We start from the raw sequence: 17,223 nt of genomic DNA, 5'->3' as shown, positions 1-17,223 counted from the left end.
TAAAAAAAGTCGTTTTTGGCTCACTCTAATCGTTTTGGCCGGGATGGGTTCGGTTGCTTCATTAGCTATCAATAGAGGGCAGAAGAAGAATGTTCGTCCACCGGGAAAACCGATTGTTTCGGAAAACGGTGAACGCATTGAATTCAAAGAAAATAGCCCGGGATTAGAAATCATTAAAACGATCTCGATCGGTAAAGACGGCGATTTTGTGAATGTGGAAGCGCCGGCTCGCTTGATTGCTACTATGGCTCCTTCGGTTTCCGGCGACGGGGAACGAATCGTTTTGTTCGAATCCGCGGAATTGAACGATCTTTACGTGGGCTATATTCATTCGAAGAACAGCTTGAATCGCTCTCGGAAGAATCTCGCCAGGATTCAGGATATGTTTAAGCATAGAGTTGCGACGGAGAAGGATTTGGTAGAAGCGGAAACTAACGCAGACAATGACGCCGCAGAACTTGCTGAATTCGAGGGAAAATTGAGGGCCGTTGGTTTGAACCCTGCTATCCTCGGGAAGTCCGGCCCGCGGACCGCTTGGATTATGTGCGATGTTCCCGAGTCTCAATTACAGAATCTAACGAAAGGAAAAAGAGTAAAAGTAAAGTTTTCCTCTTTCCCTGACAAAGAGTGGAACGGAATAGCCGAGGCTTTGGGAGATAACGTGGATCCCTATACTAGAACCGTTAAAGTGCGGATCGAGATTATGAACGACGGTTTTAAATTAAAACCCGGAATGTACGCTGTCGTAAAATTCCCGGAGGAAACAAGCGGCGAGTCCGTCGTTATACCGTTTAATTCGATCATTACGGTCGAAGGTAAGAATTACGTTTTCGTCGAGGAGTCAACGGGAGAATTCTTTCGAAGAGAAGTTACCCTAGGTATATCCAGCCGAGAAAGAGTGAACGTTTTAGAGGGACTTACGCGGGGAGATCGTGTCGTCGTAGAAGGTGCGATTCTCTTAAAAGGATTAAGCTTCGGATTCTAACCTTATGCAATATTGCCGCACATTAATCTTTTTAGCTCTATTATTTTATTCTATAATTCCACTGCCGGCTCAACAAACTAGCGGGACGTCCTCCAAGGAATCGGATCAACCGGAGTGGACTCCGGAGCCGGATCGAAAGACAAGATTCGGTAAAGACGATCCGATGGTAATCTCGGATGGAAAAAAGCAGCCCAAAATTACCAACTTTTTAGTTTATGGCGCGACGATCGGATCCCCGGGCAGTGCAAATTTGAATTTAGGATATTATTATAAAGATATCGTGATTCGAGCCTCCGGTATGCATTGGAGACCCCATTGGTGGGGAGGCCAAGTCGATCTAGGGTATAGTTTCTGGAAAACACCCGTCATCGCGCATAGTATTTCCATCGTTGCGGGGGCCTTTGCGGTCGACCCTTATGCTCCCCAGGTGACTCATGGAGGACAGAACAGCTATCCCACCGCTTTGGATATTCCGGGATACCAACATAGAAATCCTACTTTCGAGGATACGATCATTCGCTCCGCAGTCGCAAATCAAAATCCCGCTCTTGAAACGTATTTAGAATATAAAAGTCGGGACAATCAGAAAGTTCATTTGAGCCAAAGATATATAGGCTTAACTTACGATATTCTGCTCGGAAATTTCTTTTTGCAAGTTGGAGCCGGAATCGGTCAGGGAAATTATACAAATCCACAATTGCTGCTTCAAATGGGTTATCTATTTGATACGAGGTCCAGCCAATGATTCGCAAACTGATCGAAGGAGTTCTGAATTACAGAATCTCCACTCTGATTGCGGCCGGATTGGCGGTAATCTTAGGAACTTGGGCTTGGATAGATATTAGAAAAGAAGCATATTCCGACATCGCGGATACGCAAGTACGCTTAATTGCCAAATTTCCGGGAAAAGCGGCAGTCGAAGTTGAGGAACGCGTGACTTTGCCCATCGAGCGGGTTTTGAACGCTATTCCAAGAGTTGTGGTTCGTCGTTCGAGAACGATCAATGGATTGGTCGTATTTCAGTTCGTATTCGAGGACGGGACGGACGATTACTTCGCGCGTATGCGACTTTTGGAGAGGGTGCGGGACGCCGACATTCCTCCCGAAGTCGAACCTTCTCTTGGGCCGATGAGTTCGCCTGTCGGAGAAATCTTTCGCTATGTTGTGGAGTCGTCTCAGAACCATACCGCAATGGAGCTAAGGTCGATTCAAGACTGGATCGTAATGCCTAAGATGTTACAGATTCCCGGGATTGCGGATGTGGTTACATTCGGGGGTTTACCGAAACAATTTCATGTCGTGACGTCTCCCGACAAGCTAGTGCGTTATAAATTAACCATCAACGACGTTATCCAAGCTATTCAATCGAATAACTTGAATACAGGCGGAAACCTGCTATTGCAAGGTGAACAGGGATTTCCGATTCGCTCTTTAGGAGCGATTCGGGAACCGAAACATATCGAAGATATAGTCGTTAAGACTGTAAACGGCGTACCTGTATATGTACGCGATCTGGGAACAGTGGAGATTTCGCATCCGATTCCTAGCGGGGTGCTCGGCTTTACGATTCAAAACGACCAAGAAGGTTTGATCGACGTCGATTCGTCGGTTCAGGGATTGGTTGCTATGCGACGTTGGGGAGATCCCAACGAAATGGGAGAACGGATTCGCGCCAAAGTGAAAGAGATCAATGAAAATTATCTACCGGAAGGAGTCAGACTCCGGACGACGTATGATAGAACCGATCTCGTGAACTATACTTTAAGAACGATTGGGCGCACTCTTATCGAGGGGATCGTTGTCGTAAGCCTTGTTCTGATATTTTTTATTGGAAGCGTAAAAGCCTCTCTTGTAGTAGTTGCAACTATTCCTTTCGCGATGCTTTTTGCGTTCTTGCTCATGAATTTAACGGGAATTCCTGCCAGCCTTCTATCTTTGGGCGCCATTGATTTCGGGATCATAGTGGATGGCGCCGTCATTATGGTGGAAAATATAATGCGGCGATATAGGGACGCTACGCCGGCGGAAAAACAAAACGGTATATTGGCTTTTACTCGGGACTCTGCTGCGGAAGTCGGTACCGAAATTCTATTTTCCATTTTGATCATCGTTCTTGCTTATCTACCGATTTTCTCCTTTGAAAGAATCGAAGGGCGTTTGTTTAAACCTATGGCATTTACGATTTCCTTCGCGATCCTAGGAGCGCTCGTTTTTGCTATGACGGTGATTCCTGTTGCAATGTCTTTTTTATACAGAAAATACTTCGAATCCGCTAATCCCGGGCCGATCGAATGGCATAATCCGATTTATGGATGGGTCGAAATACGTTATAAGAAGCTTATAGAGTATTTAGTGGCCCGCTCTAAAAAAGTCGTTACTTATTGCTTCACGATCGTTCTTGCATTATTGATCGTCGGCGGCTTTAAGTTAGGGACTGAATTTTTGCCGGAGATGGATGAGGGTGGATTTAATTTACGAATCTTCTTTCCCGTCGGAATCTCTTTACCGGAATCCCGTAAATTCATTCCTAAAATACGGCAGCTCATTTATAAAAACGAGCAGGTCAATGTCGTTCTATCGCAGTTAGGTCGGAACGACGACGGAACCGATCCTCTTCCTCCGAATCGTTTGGAGGTCCTTGTCGGCTTAAAGGATTATGATGACTGGAAGGAGAAAATAACCAAACAAGAACTTCTATTACGTATGAGAAACGATCTAGAAGCGGGACTGCCCGGAGTTCGAGTCAGCTTTTCTCAGCCGATCATGGATAACTTATCGGAAGCGATTATGGGAACAATCGCCGACCTTGCCGTCTTCGTTTCAGGTAGCGATTTGAAAGTGATGCGCAAAATTGGAGAGGAAGTTCTCGATATCGTCAAAGATATGGAAGGCGCTAGCGAATACGGAATCGAACAGGAAGCGGATAGCTCCCAGTTAACGATTCGTATCGATCGGGAAGCCGCAGCCCGTTATGGAATCAATGTAAGCGATATTCAACAAATGATCGAAGCAGCGATCGGAATGCAGAGGATAAGCACTCTCTACGAAGGGCCTTCGGATATTCCTCCAAAGACTCCGGCTCGATTCGGTATCGTTGTCCGCTTTTCTAAAGATTACAGAGCTTCACAAAGAGCTATCGAGAATATGCCTATTATTTCTCCTAAGGGGGAACGAATTCCGCTTTCCGAGCTCGCGAAAATAACCCTCGAAGACGGCCCGACGATGATTTTCCGGCAAGAGGGACGACGGACCGTCACGGTCCGAACCAACATCCGTGGCAGAGATCAAGGCGGTTTCGTAAACGAATTGAGAAAGAAAGTCGAAGCGAAGGTTAAGTTGCCGGAAGGATATCAGATTCGATACGGGGGTCAATATGAGAACCTTGCGCGAGTCGGATCGCGTTTGGCAACGGTTATTCCACTTACGATTTTGATCATTTTTGGAGTCTTATACTTACTTTATAGAAATCTTAAATACGTTTATGTAGCTCTGGCGTGTCTTCCTCTTTCACTCGTCGGAGGAATTTATGCTCTTCTTCTAAGGGGTTATTACTTTAACGTTTCCGGAGGTGTCGGGTTTATCTCTCTTTTCGGAATAGCGACTATGTCCGGAGTTCTTTTCGTTTCCAGAACGAATCACCTTTTAAAGGATGAGCCGGATATATCCACGAAAGAAGCGGTAGCCAAGGCAGCCGTGATACAGCTTCGGCCTATGTTAATGACGATGCTTCTTGCATTGTTAGGGTTGATTCCTGCGACGTTAGCTTCCGGAGTAGGATCGGACGTACAGAGGCCGTTGGCTACGGTAATCGTGGGAGGGCTATTTTCCGCAATGCTCCTCGTGCTGACCGTTCTTCCATCGTTATACTTGATTTTAGTCGGTGAAAGAAATGCGCCTAATGCCGGATCGAATATAAGAGGAAATTCTCTTGCTCTTCATCCTGAAGCGTATGTATCCGTTTATCCCGATGAAGAAGACGAATTTTCTCGTCCGTTAAAGAACGGTGGTGTTCGAAACGGGAAGGGGATTAAATCGAAGGGGTCTCTAAAGAAAGGTAGAAAATCCTAAATTCCTTCCTTACTCATTATCGAATTATTCAAGGGCGCCAAACTTACGGCGCCTTTTTTGTTGGATTGAAATCTCTGGCTTTAATTCCCGAATCATACGTTATTGAAAACGCTTAATGAGATTGATGTTAATAGTCGACCCTATAATGTTCAAGATGGCAATCATTCGTAATCAATATAGAATCTTGACTTACCGGATTTCGAACGATATCCGTTTTATCTATTTTGCAATCTGTAAAATAGAACCGGAGCGATTCCGACCCAAATTAGGATAATTATCCAGAGTTCTCCCGCAAAGATATTATGGGCCTGGAGAAATTCCTGAAAGGATCGCTTCATTGAAATGGTCACCATGAGAAACTCGAAAGTCTCGGTCAGAATTATCCAAACGATTCCAACCTTAAACGCTTGAGACTTATCTTTAAAAGGAAGATACTTCGTAATAAACCAAATCGGAATCGCAAGAAACAGAATGCCTGTAAGAACCGAAATTTGGTGAGACAGAAATTCTCCGAAAACGCTTTTGTACGTTAGCTCTCGAACAGTTGCATTTAAAAGTGCGAAGATAAGCAGTAAAAGCCAAGAAAGTATATATCTGATCATTTAAATTCCGCCGGTAGCGTTTATAAGACTAAGTTCCCTCCGAATCCCCGGCCTGAAATTCGATTTTCAGTCCCGCTTGACTGATAATTGTTAATGAACGTTAAAATTCCCTTCGCTTTTGAATTTTGTTGATGGACGCAAGTTTTCGGCGAAAATCCCCACCCTTGCTGGGCGGGGGCCGGAGCGAAGCGGTGGAATTGCCTTATTTCACAAATCCAGATGTTTCGCAAAGCTTTTTCTGCAGTATTGCCTGTAGGAGTTCCAACAAGGTTGCCGTTTTTGAAAAATCAAGATAGAGGATGATTTGGGGGTTATGACTTCCGGTCGGGAATTGAAATCTTTTTCGAGAATTAACCTGCTCAAAAATAAAAGCCCACTACTTTTTGAAGAATGCGAACATGAAAAACGGATTGAAAAAGAAAAAGGCGCCCTTTCGGACGCCTTCCTTCTTTCTTTTTCCATACCTTAGGAAAGAATACACTTTAGAACTTAGCTACGACCCCGAGAGTAAATCCGATTTGATCGCTTCTTCTATGACCGGAAGAGTCAACGAATTGTTTACCTAAGGACCAGTCTCTTCTCATATCCAACTTAATAAGAAGGTTCTCAGTAAAGTTCCAAACTGGAGTTATCGTAAAGGTTCTGTACTGTCCGTAGTTGTTCGCACCGTTGTAATGTTTATAGTTGTCGCTCAGCTTCGATTTGACCCAATCTGCAGCCGTTGCATAACCTTCCGCATTGATAGCCGCCAAGCCTGCCGTGCTATTTAGAATTCCGTTCAACTTGGGACTTCCTGCAAGGATAGCGTTTGCGATGGCTGTATCGTTAGCCACTTGGTAAGTACTGACATAGTTATTTATGCCGGTCGAACCGAATGCGCCGGAAGCGAAGGTATTCAATGCACCGTTGTTCAACTTATCATCCAGATACTCGTAACGAATATTGACTCCCCAAGATTCATTGATTTTGAATTTGGAGAAGATACCGTAAGCTTTATAGATGCTCTTGTTATTTTCGCCAGTTACTTGCCCCATTGCAAGACCGCCAAGGGTGACAGTATTGTTCGGGTTATAACCTTGCTGATTCAATCCTCCGTTAGATAGGGTGCCCGACTTTTGGCTCCAAGTGTAATCCAAATCGATCTGAATTCTGTCGGTGGGCGTAATGGACAAGATTGCATGGTTCATGAACCAATAATCTTTGTTGTATCTATTACGTGGCGCCGTCGGAAGAACGCCTCCTGCAGATTGAGGAGTTGCGGCAACGTTGACGTCGCCGTTCTGGATAATGTTAGCCAGTAGAGCTTGACCTACGTCGGTACGACCGTTTGCCATATCCGAGGAATAGATCGTATTCCAGGTGATCGCGAGTTTATTTTCGATCAATTGGCCTTTTAACTGAGTACCTACTGATTTATGCTGAGTGTATGCTTCAACATAAGGGCTGTGAGTGGTGTCAGTCAAAGCCGCTGTAGTTGGAGCAAGGTAACCGGTTCCCTGTCCACTGTTGTAAAGATAAAAGGTTCCAGACCATTTATCGCTAAACTGAGTGGTTAAACGGGCACCGGTGTGAATGAAAGGGATTGTATTCTGGAAGATGGCCCCTATCGAGTAGTTGGGGTTGTTCATCGACTCGAGAACCTCGTAGCCGATATGTGTCGCCATCTTTCCTACATCCAAAGTCATTCCTTTTAAGACCGGGAAGTAGAAGCTTACATATGCCTGCTTTAGCATGTTCATATTGTAAATTTGGTTTGAGGTCGTGTATGGAGTTTCCTGGAACGCGTTGTTTTGTCCGTTCTGGAAGTCTACCCGGAATCCCCAAGGAGTTGATTTCTCCGCTACCTTTTGAACGACCAAGGAAACCGCATTGATCGCAAAGTTTTTATTGTTCGTTTCGAAAGCGCGGGTCGTATCTACCGAGTTTCCTTGAAGCGGGTTATTATTGTACATATAGTACACATCCACGAATCCCGAATACTCTACCTTATCGTACCATTTTTGCTCGACTGGCTCCGGCTCTTGGGCGGCCGGAGCTGCAACCGCGGCTTCTGCTGCGGGCTTCTTGGCTTGGGCAAAAACCGAAGAAGCGCTCATCAGGGCCAGGGAAGCAATGAGGCTGATTGTTTTTGTTCTCATCATTCTCCTAAATCTCCTATGCCGCTTTATATGCAACTAGCGTACCAGTAGAAAAAAATTAAGCAATGAGACAAAAAATGCCTCAAAAACGTATCTCCAAGGGAAATTATGTGTATTGGATTTGGTCTTACTTTCTCGAATCTGCTTTAGATTCGCAGTGTGCTTAAATATTAGGCATGTTTGAAATGCTTAATAAATGGGCATGTTAACGTCCGGATACAGCTTTCGAGCATTAGAACTCATCCGAAAGATATAGATCGTGGGAGAATTTTTATTGTACCGGAATAAATTATTTCATTTGGAACTCTAAAACGCCTTTTCGGGGATCCGTTTTCAATCGAAGCCCGGCTTGAAGATTATATAACGGTTTTTTAATCCAGCTGATAAGTCGTTTTAACGAACTCCAATAATATTCCTTGCCGATTCTTTTCGGGAAAATTCAAAATTAAGTCCAGGCAGGATCTTAATATTTCTCCGATTTTTTTGGGAGGAATTCCAGGCAACTCTTCTAAAATCCTGGTGCCGTCCAGGTGCAGATCGCTTAAAAGAAGGGGGGGATCTTCCTCTAAAACTTGCCCGGCTCTATCTATCCAGAATGCCTCCTGTCCGGTCCAGGCTTTCCAGAAAGAAGCTAGTTCCGAACAGAAACGCCGGATTTCCGATTTCCCGGAATATTGCGCGATCGGGTGCAATAGGATTTTTCTGAGTCCGTTCGGAGAAGAAAGAGAATTCTCCGAGGAAAGTAAGCTCTCCAATACGCTGCACAGGAATTGAGAGTCTTTGGTTCTTTGATTGGAAAAGCGAAGTGCTTTGCAAAACCGCTTTCCCGGATCCATAACGGCCGATGACCCAAACGTTAGTTTCAGAAAATAGGATATTCGTAGATAATCCGGTTCTGATGCCAATTCTGAGATCGATTTTATTTTTTCTTCCCAAGCGGGATTTGAATTTTCATATAAATCTTTTCCGTAGAAAAGTTCCAAAATTCCGAATTTTCGAAGAAGTAATAAAGATAGGCTCGGGTCTTCAGCTTTTAGAATTTTTAGGAATTCGTCGTGAATTCGTTCCGCAGAGACTTTGGCGATGATTGATCGACTCTCTATAATTGCCAGAGCCGTTTCCGGATGAATCGTAAATCCGAGATGGGAGACAAAACGAACGGCGCGGACGGGTCGCAAACCGTCTTCTTCGAATCTGGCGCGGGCGGCTCCGATCGTCCGGATCGTTTTATTCGAAATATCTTTCAGACCATCGTGTTCGTCTATAAGCTGCTCGCTCAAAATATCCAGTGCCAACGCGTTCATCGTAAAGTCGCGTCTCTTTAAATCCTCACTGAGACTGACGCCGAACGAAACTTGTTCGGGACGTCGACCGTCCTTGTACTCCTCATCCTTACGAAACGTAGTCAGTTCGTACGATCGATCCTTGATCAATACGGTTACGGTTCCGTGCTTAATACCGGTAGGCACGACTCTTCTAAATAATTTTTGAATATGTTCAGGCAAAAGAGAAACCGCGATATCATATTCATGCGGAGTTTTTCCCAGAACTAGATCCCGAACGGATCCTCCGACAAGGTATGATTTACCGCCGGAACTTTGTACGGTTTTGGCGATTTCTAAGAGGTCTTCTATAAAAGGGGAGGGAATGCCTTGGATAAGTTCTTTAGCGGACGGGGATTTCATTCTTGGATAAACTTCTTCCAAAGAGGAAGATATTTTTCGCGAAGCTGAGGGCTTTTGGAAAGGAGCTCCTCGACCTGTTTCCTCGTTTTTTCGTCGACGGAAATTCTTAAGAAGGGGAGGTCCGCTTTTTGTGAAAGAATTTCATCTATAGTCAGACTAGTTTCTTTCCAAGCTTCATCACAAATATCCTTGTATTCCTGTTTTGTGTGCTCGGCGCAAAGAATCGATAGCTCCAGGAACTTTCCGTTTTTCTTTAGTTCCAGCATGCGGCTGCGGATATCGGTTCCGCACTGAGAGAAAAGCAGTAACGAAACGTAGAGCGAAATGATTTTGATCCGGACCATACGATAGAAAGATTTAATATGAAAGTGGAAAGGGAAAGTCCTTTTTCGGAATTTTACTCATTCCGTAGCCGATGAAAATGCTAAATTCGCGAGTTTGTCCGCTCTCTTATTTTTTTCCCGAAGAACATGCGTAATTTTGAAAGAGGCTAGCTTGGAACTTAAAGCCTGCACTCTTCGCTTTGCCTCCATTAAGTGAAGGGATTTGACTTTGTATTCTCCCCTTACTTGCTTTACCACTAATTCCGAATCCAGAAAGGCCTTCACTTCGGAGGCCTTATTTTCCAGGCACCATAATAGCCCCGCTTCTAACGCGGCCCATTCCGCGGTATTATTCGTTCCGTCTTCGATTCTTTCCGAAATAGCGTGAATTTCTTTTTCATCTTCGAAAATTGCGACTCCGATCGACGAAGGGCCGGGATTTCCCTTCGAGGCGCCGTCGCAGAAGATCGTGAATTTTCTCAATTTTGTTCTTCCCGCTTCCCGAAAACAAAAAGAATCGGTTTCCAAAAAAAGACATATCCGACTAGAATCAGCAACGATACAAAAAAGGATAGGCTGCCCAAAAGAATCGATAGTGAAGTCCTGTATATTTCGTCAAAGGCCGCGGGGAAAAAAATCCCCGCAAGCAAGCAAAGTAAACCGAGACCCAAGCATATAAATAAAAGCCAGGGAAAGCCGAGGTAGTAAAAGAGAAAGCTTAGCCCGGTTAAACCGAAAGCCGTTCGATACGCGGGAGAATGGGTGAAATTTTCAATGAAAAGACGGAACGCCATCGAATGTCCTATCCTATCGAACCTTTTCCTTGGCAACGGAAAAAAAGATCCGCTTTGAAAGCTCTCGACGGTTCTTTACATTCTTTTAAAAATTTTACTTTGGAAGGTTGTATGCAATGAATCTACGATATCTTCGTTTCCTGGAATCGATTTCGGTATCACCTTCAAGCGATTGTTCGTACTATCCCGGAAGACAATCGAAGGTTAAGGGGTTTCTTCTCTCGGTTCCACCGGACGGTTTAGTCTTGGATTTTTTACTAGGATCCGGTTTTAGACGCTCCGGAAATTCATATTACAGAACCGCTTGCGAAAATTGCAGCCATTGTTTGAGTTATCGACTTCCGGTGCAAAAATTTACAATTTCCAAAAATCTAAAGAAGCTTTTGAAAAAAAATTCGGACTTATCTGTCAACGTGTCTGATCCGGAAATTACGTCCGAAAAGGTAGACCTCTACATAAAATACCAGAAGTCCCGGCATCCAGGAAGTTATGGGAGCACGGATTTAGAATTACATGAGACGATGGCTGCACAAATGTACAGAGGATCCGAAAATTCGATAGAGTTGCAAATTCGGAGAGAGGCAAAATTGCTCGGTTGGATCCTCTTAGATCTAGGTGAGCTCTGTGTATCTGCAGTCTATTCCATATTTGATTCCGAGTATCAGGAGAGAAGCTTGGGAAGGTTTTTGATCGCCAAATCTATTCTCTGGGCCAAAGAGAATGATTATAGAGATTACCATTTGGGTTTATTTCTTCCCGGTCACAAAAAAATGAGCTATAAAGGCGATTGGAAACCGGCTGAAATTCTGAATCAGGAAACCGGAGATTGGATCGAATCTGAGAAATTCTTAAAGGAGTATTTTTCTAAGGTTGGGATAGACGGTAGTCGCTTGTGATTTCGAACTAGTAAATACCTTTTAAATATATGTACGGATAAGCTTTAGACGGAGTAGAAAGCTCCCAGAAAGACTTGTCAGGGGAACTCAGTTCCTTAAAAAGGCAGGTATGGCTAAAAAGATCATCGTCGTAGGGGCGTCTAGCGGCATTGGGAAAGAAATCGCCTCCCAACTTATCGGACAAGGTAACAAAGTGGCTTTGTTTGCTCGACGAGACAAGGAATTGAAAAAAATCGTAAGCTCTTTCAAGGGCTTAAAAGCCGATCAAGTTATCATAGTTAAGCATGACGTAACCCAGTATTCGCAAGTTTCGACTACGTTTACGAAAGCGGTTAAATCTCTCGGCGGCCTAGATGAGATTTATTATGCATCCGGTCTAATGCATAGAATAGAACCGGAAGAATTCTCGGTCGAAAAAGATTTGGAAATGCTGGAAGTGAATCTTTTAGGTTGCGTTGCCTGGCTGGACTTAGCTGCCAAATTTTTTCAAAACCAAAAGTCGGGAAAGATTATCGGAATTTCTTCCATTGCAGGGGATAGAGGGCGTCGCGGAAATCCCGTCTATAATGCATCGAAGGCCGGGATGACTACGTATTTAGAAGCGCTTAGAAATCGACTAACGGTAAAAGGAATTCAAGTCGTAACGGTTCGTCCCGGAATGATAGAAACGCCGATGACAGCCGGATTACCCGGACTTCTCTGGTTGATCACTGCAAAAGAAGCTGCCAGAGTGATTATTAGTAAAGTTAACGCGGGTAAGGAAGACTTTTACGTTCCCGCTCGCTGGGCACTTGTGTCTCTGATCATTCGATCTATTCCTTCGTTTATCTTTCGAAGACTATCGATATAAATCCGAACAAGCTACTATTAAGGTAGGCAAGAACATGGCTACTTCTCTTAAAAAGAAATCTACGCGAACTTCCACTGCTAAAAAGAAAGGCGAGTCATTCAATGTCGCCCTCTTTGAATCGAAGTTAGGACCTCCTCGAAAAGTCGAAGCTTGGGGGATGAATCATTTCTCCTTTAGCCCGGTTTTCTACCCGAGTTCGGACAAGGATTTTTACGACGCTTTTGAATATGCTCGTAAAACTGGAACGAAAATTACGTTTCGCGGAGGCGGATGCAGTTACGGGGATGCGGCGACAAATCAGAAGGGATTGGTTGTCGATATTAAGGATTATAATCGGATCTTATCCTTTGACGAAAAAACGGGAATCTTAAAAGCCGAATCGGGTGTAACCATCAAACAACTTTGGGAGTTCGGTGTGGAACGAGGTTTTTGGCCTCCTGTCGTCAGCGGCACGATGTTTCCTACCTTAGGCGGAGCTCTTTCCATGAACATTCATGGAAAGAATAATTTTGCGGTCGGACCGATCGGAGATCACATTCTCGAATTTACTTTCCTTACTGTCGACGGAAAACAGCATATTTGCAGTTCTAAAAAGAACGCCGACTTATTTTATTCAGCTATCTCAGGCTTCGGAATGTTAGGCGCTTTTCTTACCGTTACGATTAAATTAAAAAAGATTTATGCAGGAAAAATGAAAGTTTGGCCTGTGAATACTTCCAACCTGCAGGAAATGTACGACTATTTTGAAAAGGAGTATAAAAACTCCGATTATTTGGTCGGTTGGGTGGACGGGTTCGGTTCCGGTAAAGGGATAGGGCGAGGACAAATTCACAAAGCGGTTCATTTAAAACCCGGAGAGGATCCGGATTTCCCCGAGAATTGCAAGATAGAGAAACAGATTCTACCTCCGACCTTTTTAGGGATAATTCCGAAAGCTTGGATGTGGATCTTGATGTACCCGTTTAGCAATAAATTCGGTATGCGCTTCGTGAATTTAGGAAAATGGCTTTCAGGTTTCTTAAACAATAATAAACCGTATATGCAAGGTCATGCCGAATATGCGTTTCTTTTGGATTACGTTCCAAATTGGAAATATATGTACAAGCCTGGGGCGATGATTCAATATCAAAGTTTCATTCCTAAGGAAAACGCCGTGCGTGGATTCGAGGAGTTGCTTTCCGCGGGGCAGCGAAAAGGGATCGTTACTTGGTTGGCGGTTTTTAAAAAGCACCGTCCGGATAAATTTCTACTTACTCATGCGCTGGACGGATACTCGATGGCGATGGATTTTCCCGTCACGAAAGGAAATAAAGAAAAACTGTGGGAATTAGCAAAAGAAATGGATGAGATCGTTTTGAAATACGGCGGACGTTTCTATTTTGCTAAGGACAGTACTCTCCGTCCGGAGATAGTGGAAAGGGCCTTTCCGAAAAAAAATCTCGATAAATTCCGATCCTTAAAGAAGAAGTTAGATCCGAAGGGTTTGCTTGAGTCCGATTTGTATAGGAGGGTTTGGCGATAGGAGGGATGATTTTTCCCAAGTAGTCCCTGCGGTATGAAAGGAATTTTACATAATGCTTAAAGCAAAGCTAGGCTTCTTTCGCGAACATTCTAAGTCGCTGAAGCGCGCCGTAAATATATTCTTTTTCTCCGCGATTCTTCTTCGAATGGGATTCGATCCGGCGGTTTCTAAAACCGCATTCTATGAATTAATCGTCGGCGGTATTTTCTTTGTCGGATTAGGTTACGCTTATTTAAGATTCGCAAAGGATCCTCGAGCGAATCGAATTTTCAACTTAGGTTTCGCATTCGGGCTACTTTATTCGGCCGTATCGACTGCGCTTTTTATCGCTTATCTAATCAATACCGAAATACCCCGCTTAAAACTTTTCGGCAGGTTTGCATATCTCGGAACGATTATCTTCCTGATGGTAAGATATGTTCAGGGACGGTCTAGAGTGGGCACCAATCTTATCCTAGCGTGTTTTTTCGGGAGTCTTCCTTATTTAGCGCTGCAGCTGCAAACTCCTTACAAAGCGGCATTACCGTTCTTTTTCTTGTTGGCCACTCTTTCGGATAGATTATTCGGATTCGGAGAAATTCGAGTCTTCCGAACGAACGTTTCCAAATTCTTCGTATTTTCATTTCTATTATACGCATTATTGCCTTGGTTTTACGGCGGCTTCAAGGCACCTATGGCGGATTTTGCCGACGGTTTTTTTCTTCAGGGAATTCCGATCTGCGCATTCATCCTTTTTTTGACCATTAGGTATCAAACCTGGGGACAATTGGTGGAGAAATCGGTAGGAACGCTTTTTATTTTAAGCGGTTTCTTTTTGTTTGCCGCACTTTTATTTTTTTCAATTCAATACGGCTTCCTATCCTTAATTTTCGTAAAGAAGACGATTCTTGCCGGAACCAATACGAACGATATCGCGACTTTATTATCTCTTTCGATACCTTGGGTCGTTCACGGGTTTTTTAATTCTAAGAGCTGGAAAGGTAAGATCTTCTTTTTGATCAGTTTCGGATTACTTTCCGCGGCAGCATTCGTGATTTATGTTCGCGGGCTCTATATCGCTTTTTTCGCAACCGTATTCGTTTTCTTTTTTCTCAAATTTATTTCAGAGAAATTACGTTTATTGTACATCGGTATCCTGTTGGTCGGATTATTGATATTTTCCTGGGTATTCTTTCATAACTTTAAACTTCCTTTATTCGATAATTTTCATTCCCTCTGGGCGAGAACTCTTCTTTGGAGATTGGCAGTCAGGGCTTTGATGGACAATTGGCTGTTCGGAATCGGTGAATTCCAATACAAGGGATTGCTTGTCTGGGGCGATCCGCAGGACCTCCCTCCGGGTATCTTTATGCAGGAAGATTTAGGGAGAATTCATGTTCATAACCTCTTTTTACAAGTCGGATTGAATTGGGGAATTTTTCCGGTCATTGGGCTTATCGGATGTTTTCTCAGCGCGCTTTTACCGCTCCTTGAATCGGATCGTATCAAATTTCAAAGTAAGTCCTTCGGCTTTCGCATCGCGCTATTTTGCTTCGGGATATATTCGTTAGCGAATTATTCTTTCAATATTCCCGGTTTACATATGGCATTTTCATTATTGTTGCTGGCCTCGCTACCGGTCGATAAGGTGAGAAATGCCGCGCCAAATTTGGAATTTCTATCCCATGGAATCGGAAAATGGGGGTTGATCGTTTTAACGACCGCTTTCATTCTTTCGGCTTGTGCCTTGCTTCAAATTCAATACTGGCACTCTAGTGAAATCGCATTGACCAAGGGGTTTCGTTATCGAAATCTATTAAACGACCTGGTTCTGGATGAAAAGTTCGTATCCGAAGGAAAGATTCCACTCCTTCGTAAATCCTATGAAATCTCCGAGAAGCTCGTCGCGTTCTTTCCCAAGGATGCTATATTTTTACAGGAAAATGCTGAGTTAAATCGAGTTCTGTTTAAAAAAACCGGGGATGAAACGTTCCACGCTCTTGCCGTTAAAGGATTCGAAGGCTGTGTCGCAACCTCCTCCAATCCTTGGTCTTGCTACAAACGTTTGGAAGAGCTAACATCCACAAACGATGCTCTTTTCCGCGATAATATGAGAAAGTTCAATCCGTTCGTTTTACCGCTAGAGAAGAATTCTCCGTTTTAGCGAGTATTACTTCCTTACCGTATTTGGATTCTTTCCAGACCATAAACGGTCTTTCCGCCACAAGATGGAATAGATACCCGAAACACATAATGACGATTCCAGTCGGTATAAACCATATTGCGAAGTCCATATACCGAGGATCCTTAATATTAATGACTGCCGGCGTCAAGATCCCGACTAAGAAGAAGTGAATTAAATAAGAGCAATACGATAACTTTGCGATCGGCGCAAAAATTCTAAGCGAGAAAATTTTCGCAACGAAAGATTCCGGTCTTAATGAAAGAATGATGATGATCACCCAAGCGAGAGTATTGATGTTGAATCGAAATACCATAGACATCGGGGAAGTTTGGAATTCGAATATAAAAACTGAAATATACGCGATCGAGGCAATTGCGATTCCTAATGCGATTGCTCTTTTTCGTCTGTCTGCTAAGAAATCATATATTCTTTCGGGATAGCGATTAAGAGTATAGGCCAATATGATTCCTGCGAACAACGAATCGAGACGTCCTTGGAGGGGATAATAAATCCAACCGCTATAAAGCTGCTTTGCAAGGATCGGATCCGTGACTCCCTCAATCATATATTTGTAAATGAAGAATCTATAAATGGTAGGAAGAACGATCCATAGCGACAGGGATGCAATTCGGAATCTTTCAGGTATTCGTTTGAATACCAGCAGTAAGAAAGCGGGAAAAAGTAGATAGAACTGCTCTTCGAGAGATAGCGACCATCCGTGCGGTATCGTTCCGTAAAAGTAATTCGAAATGTAGAGAAAATCGAATATCGCTTTGCTTTGAAATTCGACGAGTGCATCCCTCGATTCAGGCTGCAATCGCATCAATATCGGTATGAATAGGAACGTTTGAATCGAAAGAAAAATAAAGTAGGGTGGAAAAATCCGAATCGTTCGCTTGGAAAAGAAGACGCCTAACCGAATATTGTTTGTTCGATCCAACTCTCTAAATAGCGGGCCTGAAATCAAGAATCCGCTCAGAATGAAAAAAATGTCCATACACAAACTTCCCGAATTGAAGATGTTTCGGGCAATATCGTTCGGTTCTTTTATATAAGGTTCGAACGGGCGATACATGTGAGTGCCAATGACTAAAAAATATGCCAGCGTGCGGAGTCCGTTTAACGGTGCGATTTCCCTCGGGTCGTATTTAAAGATTCCAAAAAGATAACGCTTAATAGCTGACATGCAGATTGTC

Annotated in this window: 14 protein-coding genes; 7 read left to right on the top strand and 7 right to left on the bottom strand. The window is 43.7% G+C overall.

The annotated features are described in order from the left end of the window. The first annotated feature begins 43 nt into the window (after window positions 1-43). From LEP1GSC058_RS03025 to LEP1GSC058_RS03015, 3 genes are read left to right on the top strand one after another with little or no spacing between them, the layout of a single operon-like run. A complete protein-coding gene (locus tag LEP1GSC058_RS03025; protein ID WP_408605690.1) occupies window positions 44-985 on the top strand; it encodes an efflux RND transporter periplasmic adaptor subunit in 942 nt (313 codons plus the stop codon). Window positions 986-989: 4 nt separating this feature from the next. Further along, a complete protein-coding gene (locus tag LEP1GSC058_RS03020) occupies window positions 990-1,730 on the top strand; it encodes a hypothetical protein (RefSeq protein ID WP_016548128.1) in 741 nt (246 codons plus the stop codon). After that, window positions 1,727-5,053 carry an efflux RND transporter permease subunit gene (locus LEP1GSC058_RS03015; RefSeq protein ID WP_016548087.1) on the top strand — a complete coding sequence of 1,109 codons (3,327 nt, stop codon included), beginning with the start codon at window positions 1,727-1,729 and terminating at the stop codon, window positions 5,051-5,053. Before LEP1GSC058_RS03020 ends, LEP1GSC058_RS03015 begins: the two co-directional genes overlap by 4 nt. Before the next feature lie 215 nt (window positions 5,054-5,268). Here the strand turns inward: LEP1GSC058_RS03015 and LEP1GSC058_RS03010 are convergent, their stop codons facing one another. The 6 genes from LEP1GSC058_RS03010 to LEP1GSC058_RS02985 all read right to left on the bottom strand — a co-directional run bounded on the left by LEP1GSC058_RS03010 (window position 5,269) and on the right by LEP1GSC058_RS02985 (window position 10,595). Beyond that, window positions 5,269-5,655: a hypothetical protein gene (locus LEP1GSC058_RS03010; RefSeq protein ID WP_016548284.1), complete on the bottom strand. Its 387-nt coding sequence runs from the start codon at window positions 5,653-5,655 to the stop codon at window positions 5,269-5,271. Window positions 5,656-6,137: 482 nt separating this feature from the next. Then, entirely contained in the window at window positions 6,138-7,793 is a 1,656-nt protein-coding gene (locus LEP1GSC058_RS03005; protein ID WP_016547995.1) for an outer membrane beta-barrel protein, read from the bottom strand. A 371-nt stretch (window positions 7,794-8,164) separates the two neighbouring features. Then, window positions 8,165-9,478, bottom strand: coding sequence for a CCA tRNA nucleotidyltransferase (locus tag LEP1GSC058_RS03000; RefSeq protein ID WP_016547913.1), 1,314 nt, complete (start codon window positions 9,476-9,478; stop codon window positions 8,165-8,167). Then, window positions 9,475-9,822, bottom strand: a complete 348-nt coding sequence (locus LEP1GSC058_RS02995; protein ID WP_232224594.1) for a hypothetical protein — start codon at window positions 9,820-9,822, stop codon at window positions 9,475-9,477. Before LEP1GSC058_RS02995 ends, LEP1GSC058_RS03000 begins: the two co-directional genes overlap by 4 nt. 57 nt (window positions 9,823-9,879) lie before the next feature. After that, window positions 9,880-10,284, bottom strand: coding sequence for a ribonuclease HI family protein (locus tag LEP1GSC058_RS02990; protein WP_016548172.1), 405 nt, complete (start codon window positions 10,282-10,284; stop codon window positions 9,880-9,882). Further along, window positions 10,281-10,595 (bottom strand): hypothetical protein, encoded by a 315-nt coding sequence (locus LEP1GSC058_RS02985; RefSeq protein ID WP_016548248.1) that lies wholly within the window; start codon window positions 10,593-10,595, stop codon window positions 10,281-10,283. The genes LEP1GSC058_RS02990 and LEP1GSC058_RS02985 overlap by 4 nt, the downstream gene beginning before the upstream one ends. Before the next feature lie 116 nt (window positions 10,596-10,711). On the opposite strand from LEP1GSC058_RS02985, the gene LEP1GSC058_RS02980 reads away from it, so the two are divergent. The 4 genes from LEP1GSC058_RS02980 (at window position 10,712) to LEP1GSC058_RS02965 (ending at window position 16,006) form a co-directional block, all read left to right on the top strand. Then, on the top strand, window positions 10,712-11,491 hold the full coding sequence (locus LEP1GSC058_RS02980) for an arginyltransferase (protein ID WP_016548016.1): 780 nt from the start codon (window positions 10,712-10,714) through the stop codon (window positions 11,489-11,491). Window positions 11,492-11,600: 109 nt separating this feature from the next. Continuing rightward, window positions 11,601-12,341 (top strand): SDR family NAD(P)-dependent oxidoreductase, encoded by a 741-nt coding sequence (locus LEP1GSC058_RS02975; RefSeq protein WP_016548290.1) that lies wholly within the window; start codon window positions 11,601-11,603, stop codon window positions 12,339-12,341. 34 nt (window positions 12,342-12,375) lie between these two features. Next, complete coding sequence (locus tag LEP1GSC058_RS02970; protein ID WP_016548086.1) at window positions 12,376-13,863, top strand: FAD-binding oxidoreductase; 1,488 nt, start codon at window positions 12,376-12,378, stop codon at window positions 13,861-13,863. Window positions 13,864-13,915: 52 nt separating this feature from the next. After that, entirely contained in the window at window positions 13,916-16,006 is a 2,091-nt protein-coding gene (locus LEP1GSC058_RS02965; RefSeq protein ID WP_016548277.1) for an O-antigen ligase family protein, read from the top strand. On the opposite strand, the gene LEP1GSC058_RS02960 is transcribed toward LEP1GSC058_RS02965, so the two are convergent. After that, window positions 15,963-17,213 (bottom strand): acyltransferase family protein, encoded by a 1,251-nt coding sequence (locus tag LEP1GSC058_RS02960; RefSeq protein WP_016547860.1) that lies wholly within the window; start codon window positions 17,211-17,213, stop codon window positions 15,963-15,965. The genes LEP1GSC058_RS02965 and LEP1GSC058_RS02960 overlap by 44 nt on opposite strands. Between the last annotated feature and the right edge of the window lie 10 nt (window positions 17,214-17,223).

This window comes from Leptospira fainei serovar Hurstbridge str. BUT 6 (genome assembly GCF_000306235.2).
Lineage (GTDB): Bacteria > Spirochaetota > Leptospiria > Leptospirales > Leptospiraceae > Leptospira_B > Leptospira_B fainei.
This window is presented reverse-complemented; position numbering and strand designations above follow the sequence as displayed.

Excerpts from the sequence above, each read along its gene's own strand:
- LEP1GSC058_RS03025 (WP_408605690.1), top strand. The coding sequence starts at position 44 with ATGGGTTCGGTTGCTTCATTAGCTATCAATAGAGGGCAGAAGAAGAAT.
- LEP1GSC058_RS03020 (WP_016548128.1), top strand. The coding sequence starts at position 990 with ATGCAATATTGCCGCACATTAATCTTTTTAGCTCTATTATTTTATTCT.
- LEP1GSC058_RS03015 (WP_016548087.1), top strand. The coding sequence starts at position 1,727 with ATGATTCGCAAACTGATCGAAGGAGTTCTGAATTACAGAATCTCCACT.
- LEP1GSC058_RS03010 (WP_016548284.1), bottom strand. The coding sequence starts at position 5,655 with ATGATCAGATATATACTTTCTTGGCTTTTACTGCTTATCTTCGCACTT.
- LEP1GSC058_RS03005 (WP_016547995.1), bottom strand. The coding sequence starts at position 7,793 with ATGAGAACAAAAACAATCAGCCTCATTGCTTCCCTGGCCCTGATGAGC.
- LEP1GSC058_RS03000 (WP_016547913.1), bottom strand. The coding sequence starts at position 9,478 with ATGAAATCCCCGTCCGCTAAAGAACTTATCCAAGGCATTCCCTCCCCT.
- LEP1GSC058_RS02995 (WP_232224594.1), bottom strand. The coding sequence starts at position 9,822 with ATGGTCCGGATCAAAATCATTTCGCTCTACGTTTCGTTACTGCTTTTC.
- LEP1GSC058_RS02985 (WP_016548248.1), bottom strand. The coding sequence starts at position 10,595 with ATGGCGTTCCGTCTTTTCATTGAAAATTTCACCCATTCTCCCGCGTAT.
- LEP1GSC058_RS02980 (WP_016548016.1), top strand. The coding sequence starts at position 10,712 with ATGAATCTACGATATCTTCGTTTCCTGGAATCGATTTCGGTATCACCT.
- LEP1GSC058_RS02975 (WP_016548290.1), top strand. The coding sequence starts at position 11,601 with ATGGCTAAAAAGATCATCGTCGTAGGGGCGTCTAGCGGCATTGGGAAA.
- LEP1GSC058_RS02970 (WP_016548086.1), top strand. The coding sequence starts at position 12,376 with ATGGCTACTTCTCTTAAAAAGAAATCTACGCGAACTTCCACTGCTAAA.
- LEP1GSC058_RS02965 (WP_016548277.1), top strand. The coding sequence starts at position 13,916 with ATGCTTAAAGCAAAGCTAGGCTTCTTTCGCGAACATTCTAAGTCGCTG.
- LEP1GSC058_RS02960 (WP_016547860.1), bottom strand. The coding sequence starts at position 17,213 with ATGTCAGCTATTAAGCGTTATCTTTTTGGAATCTTTAAATACGACCCG.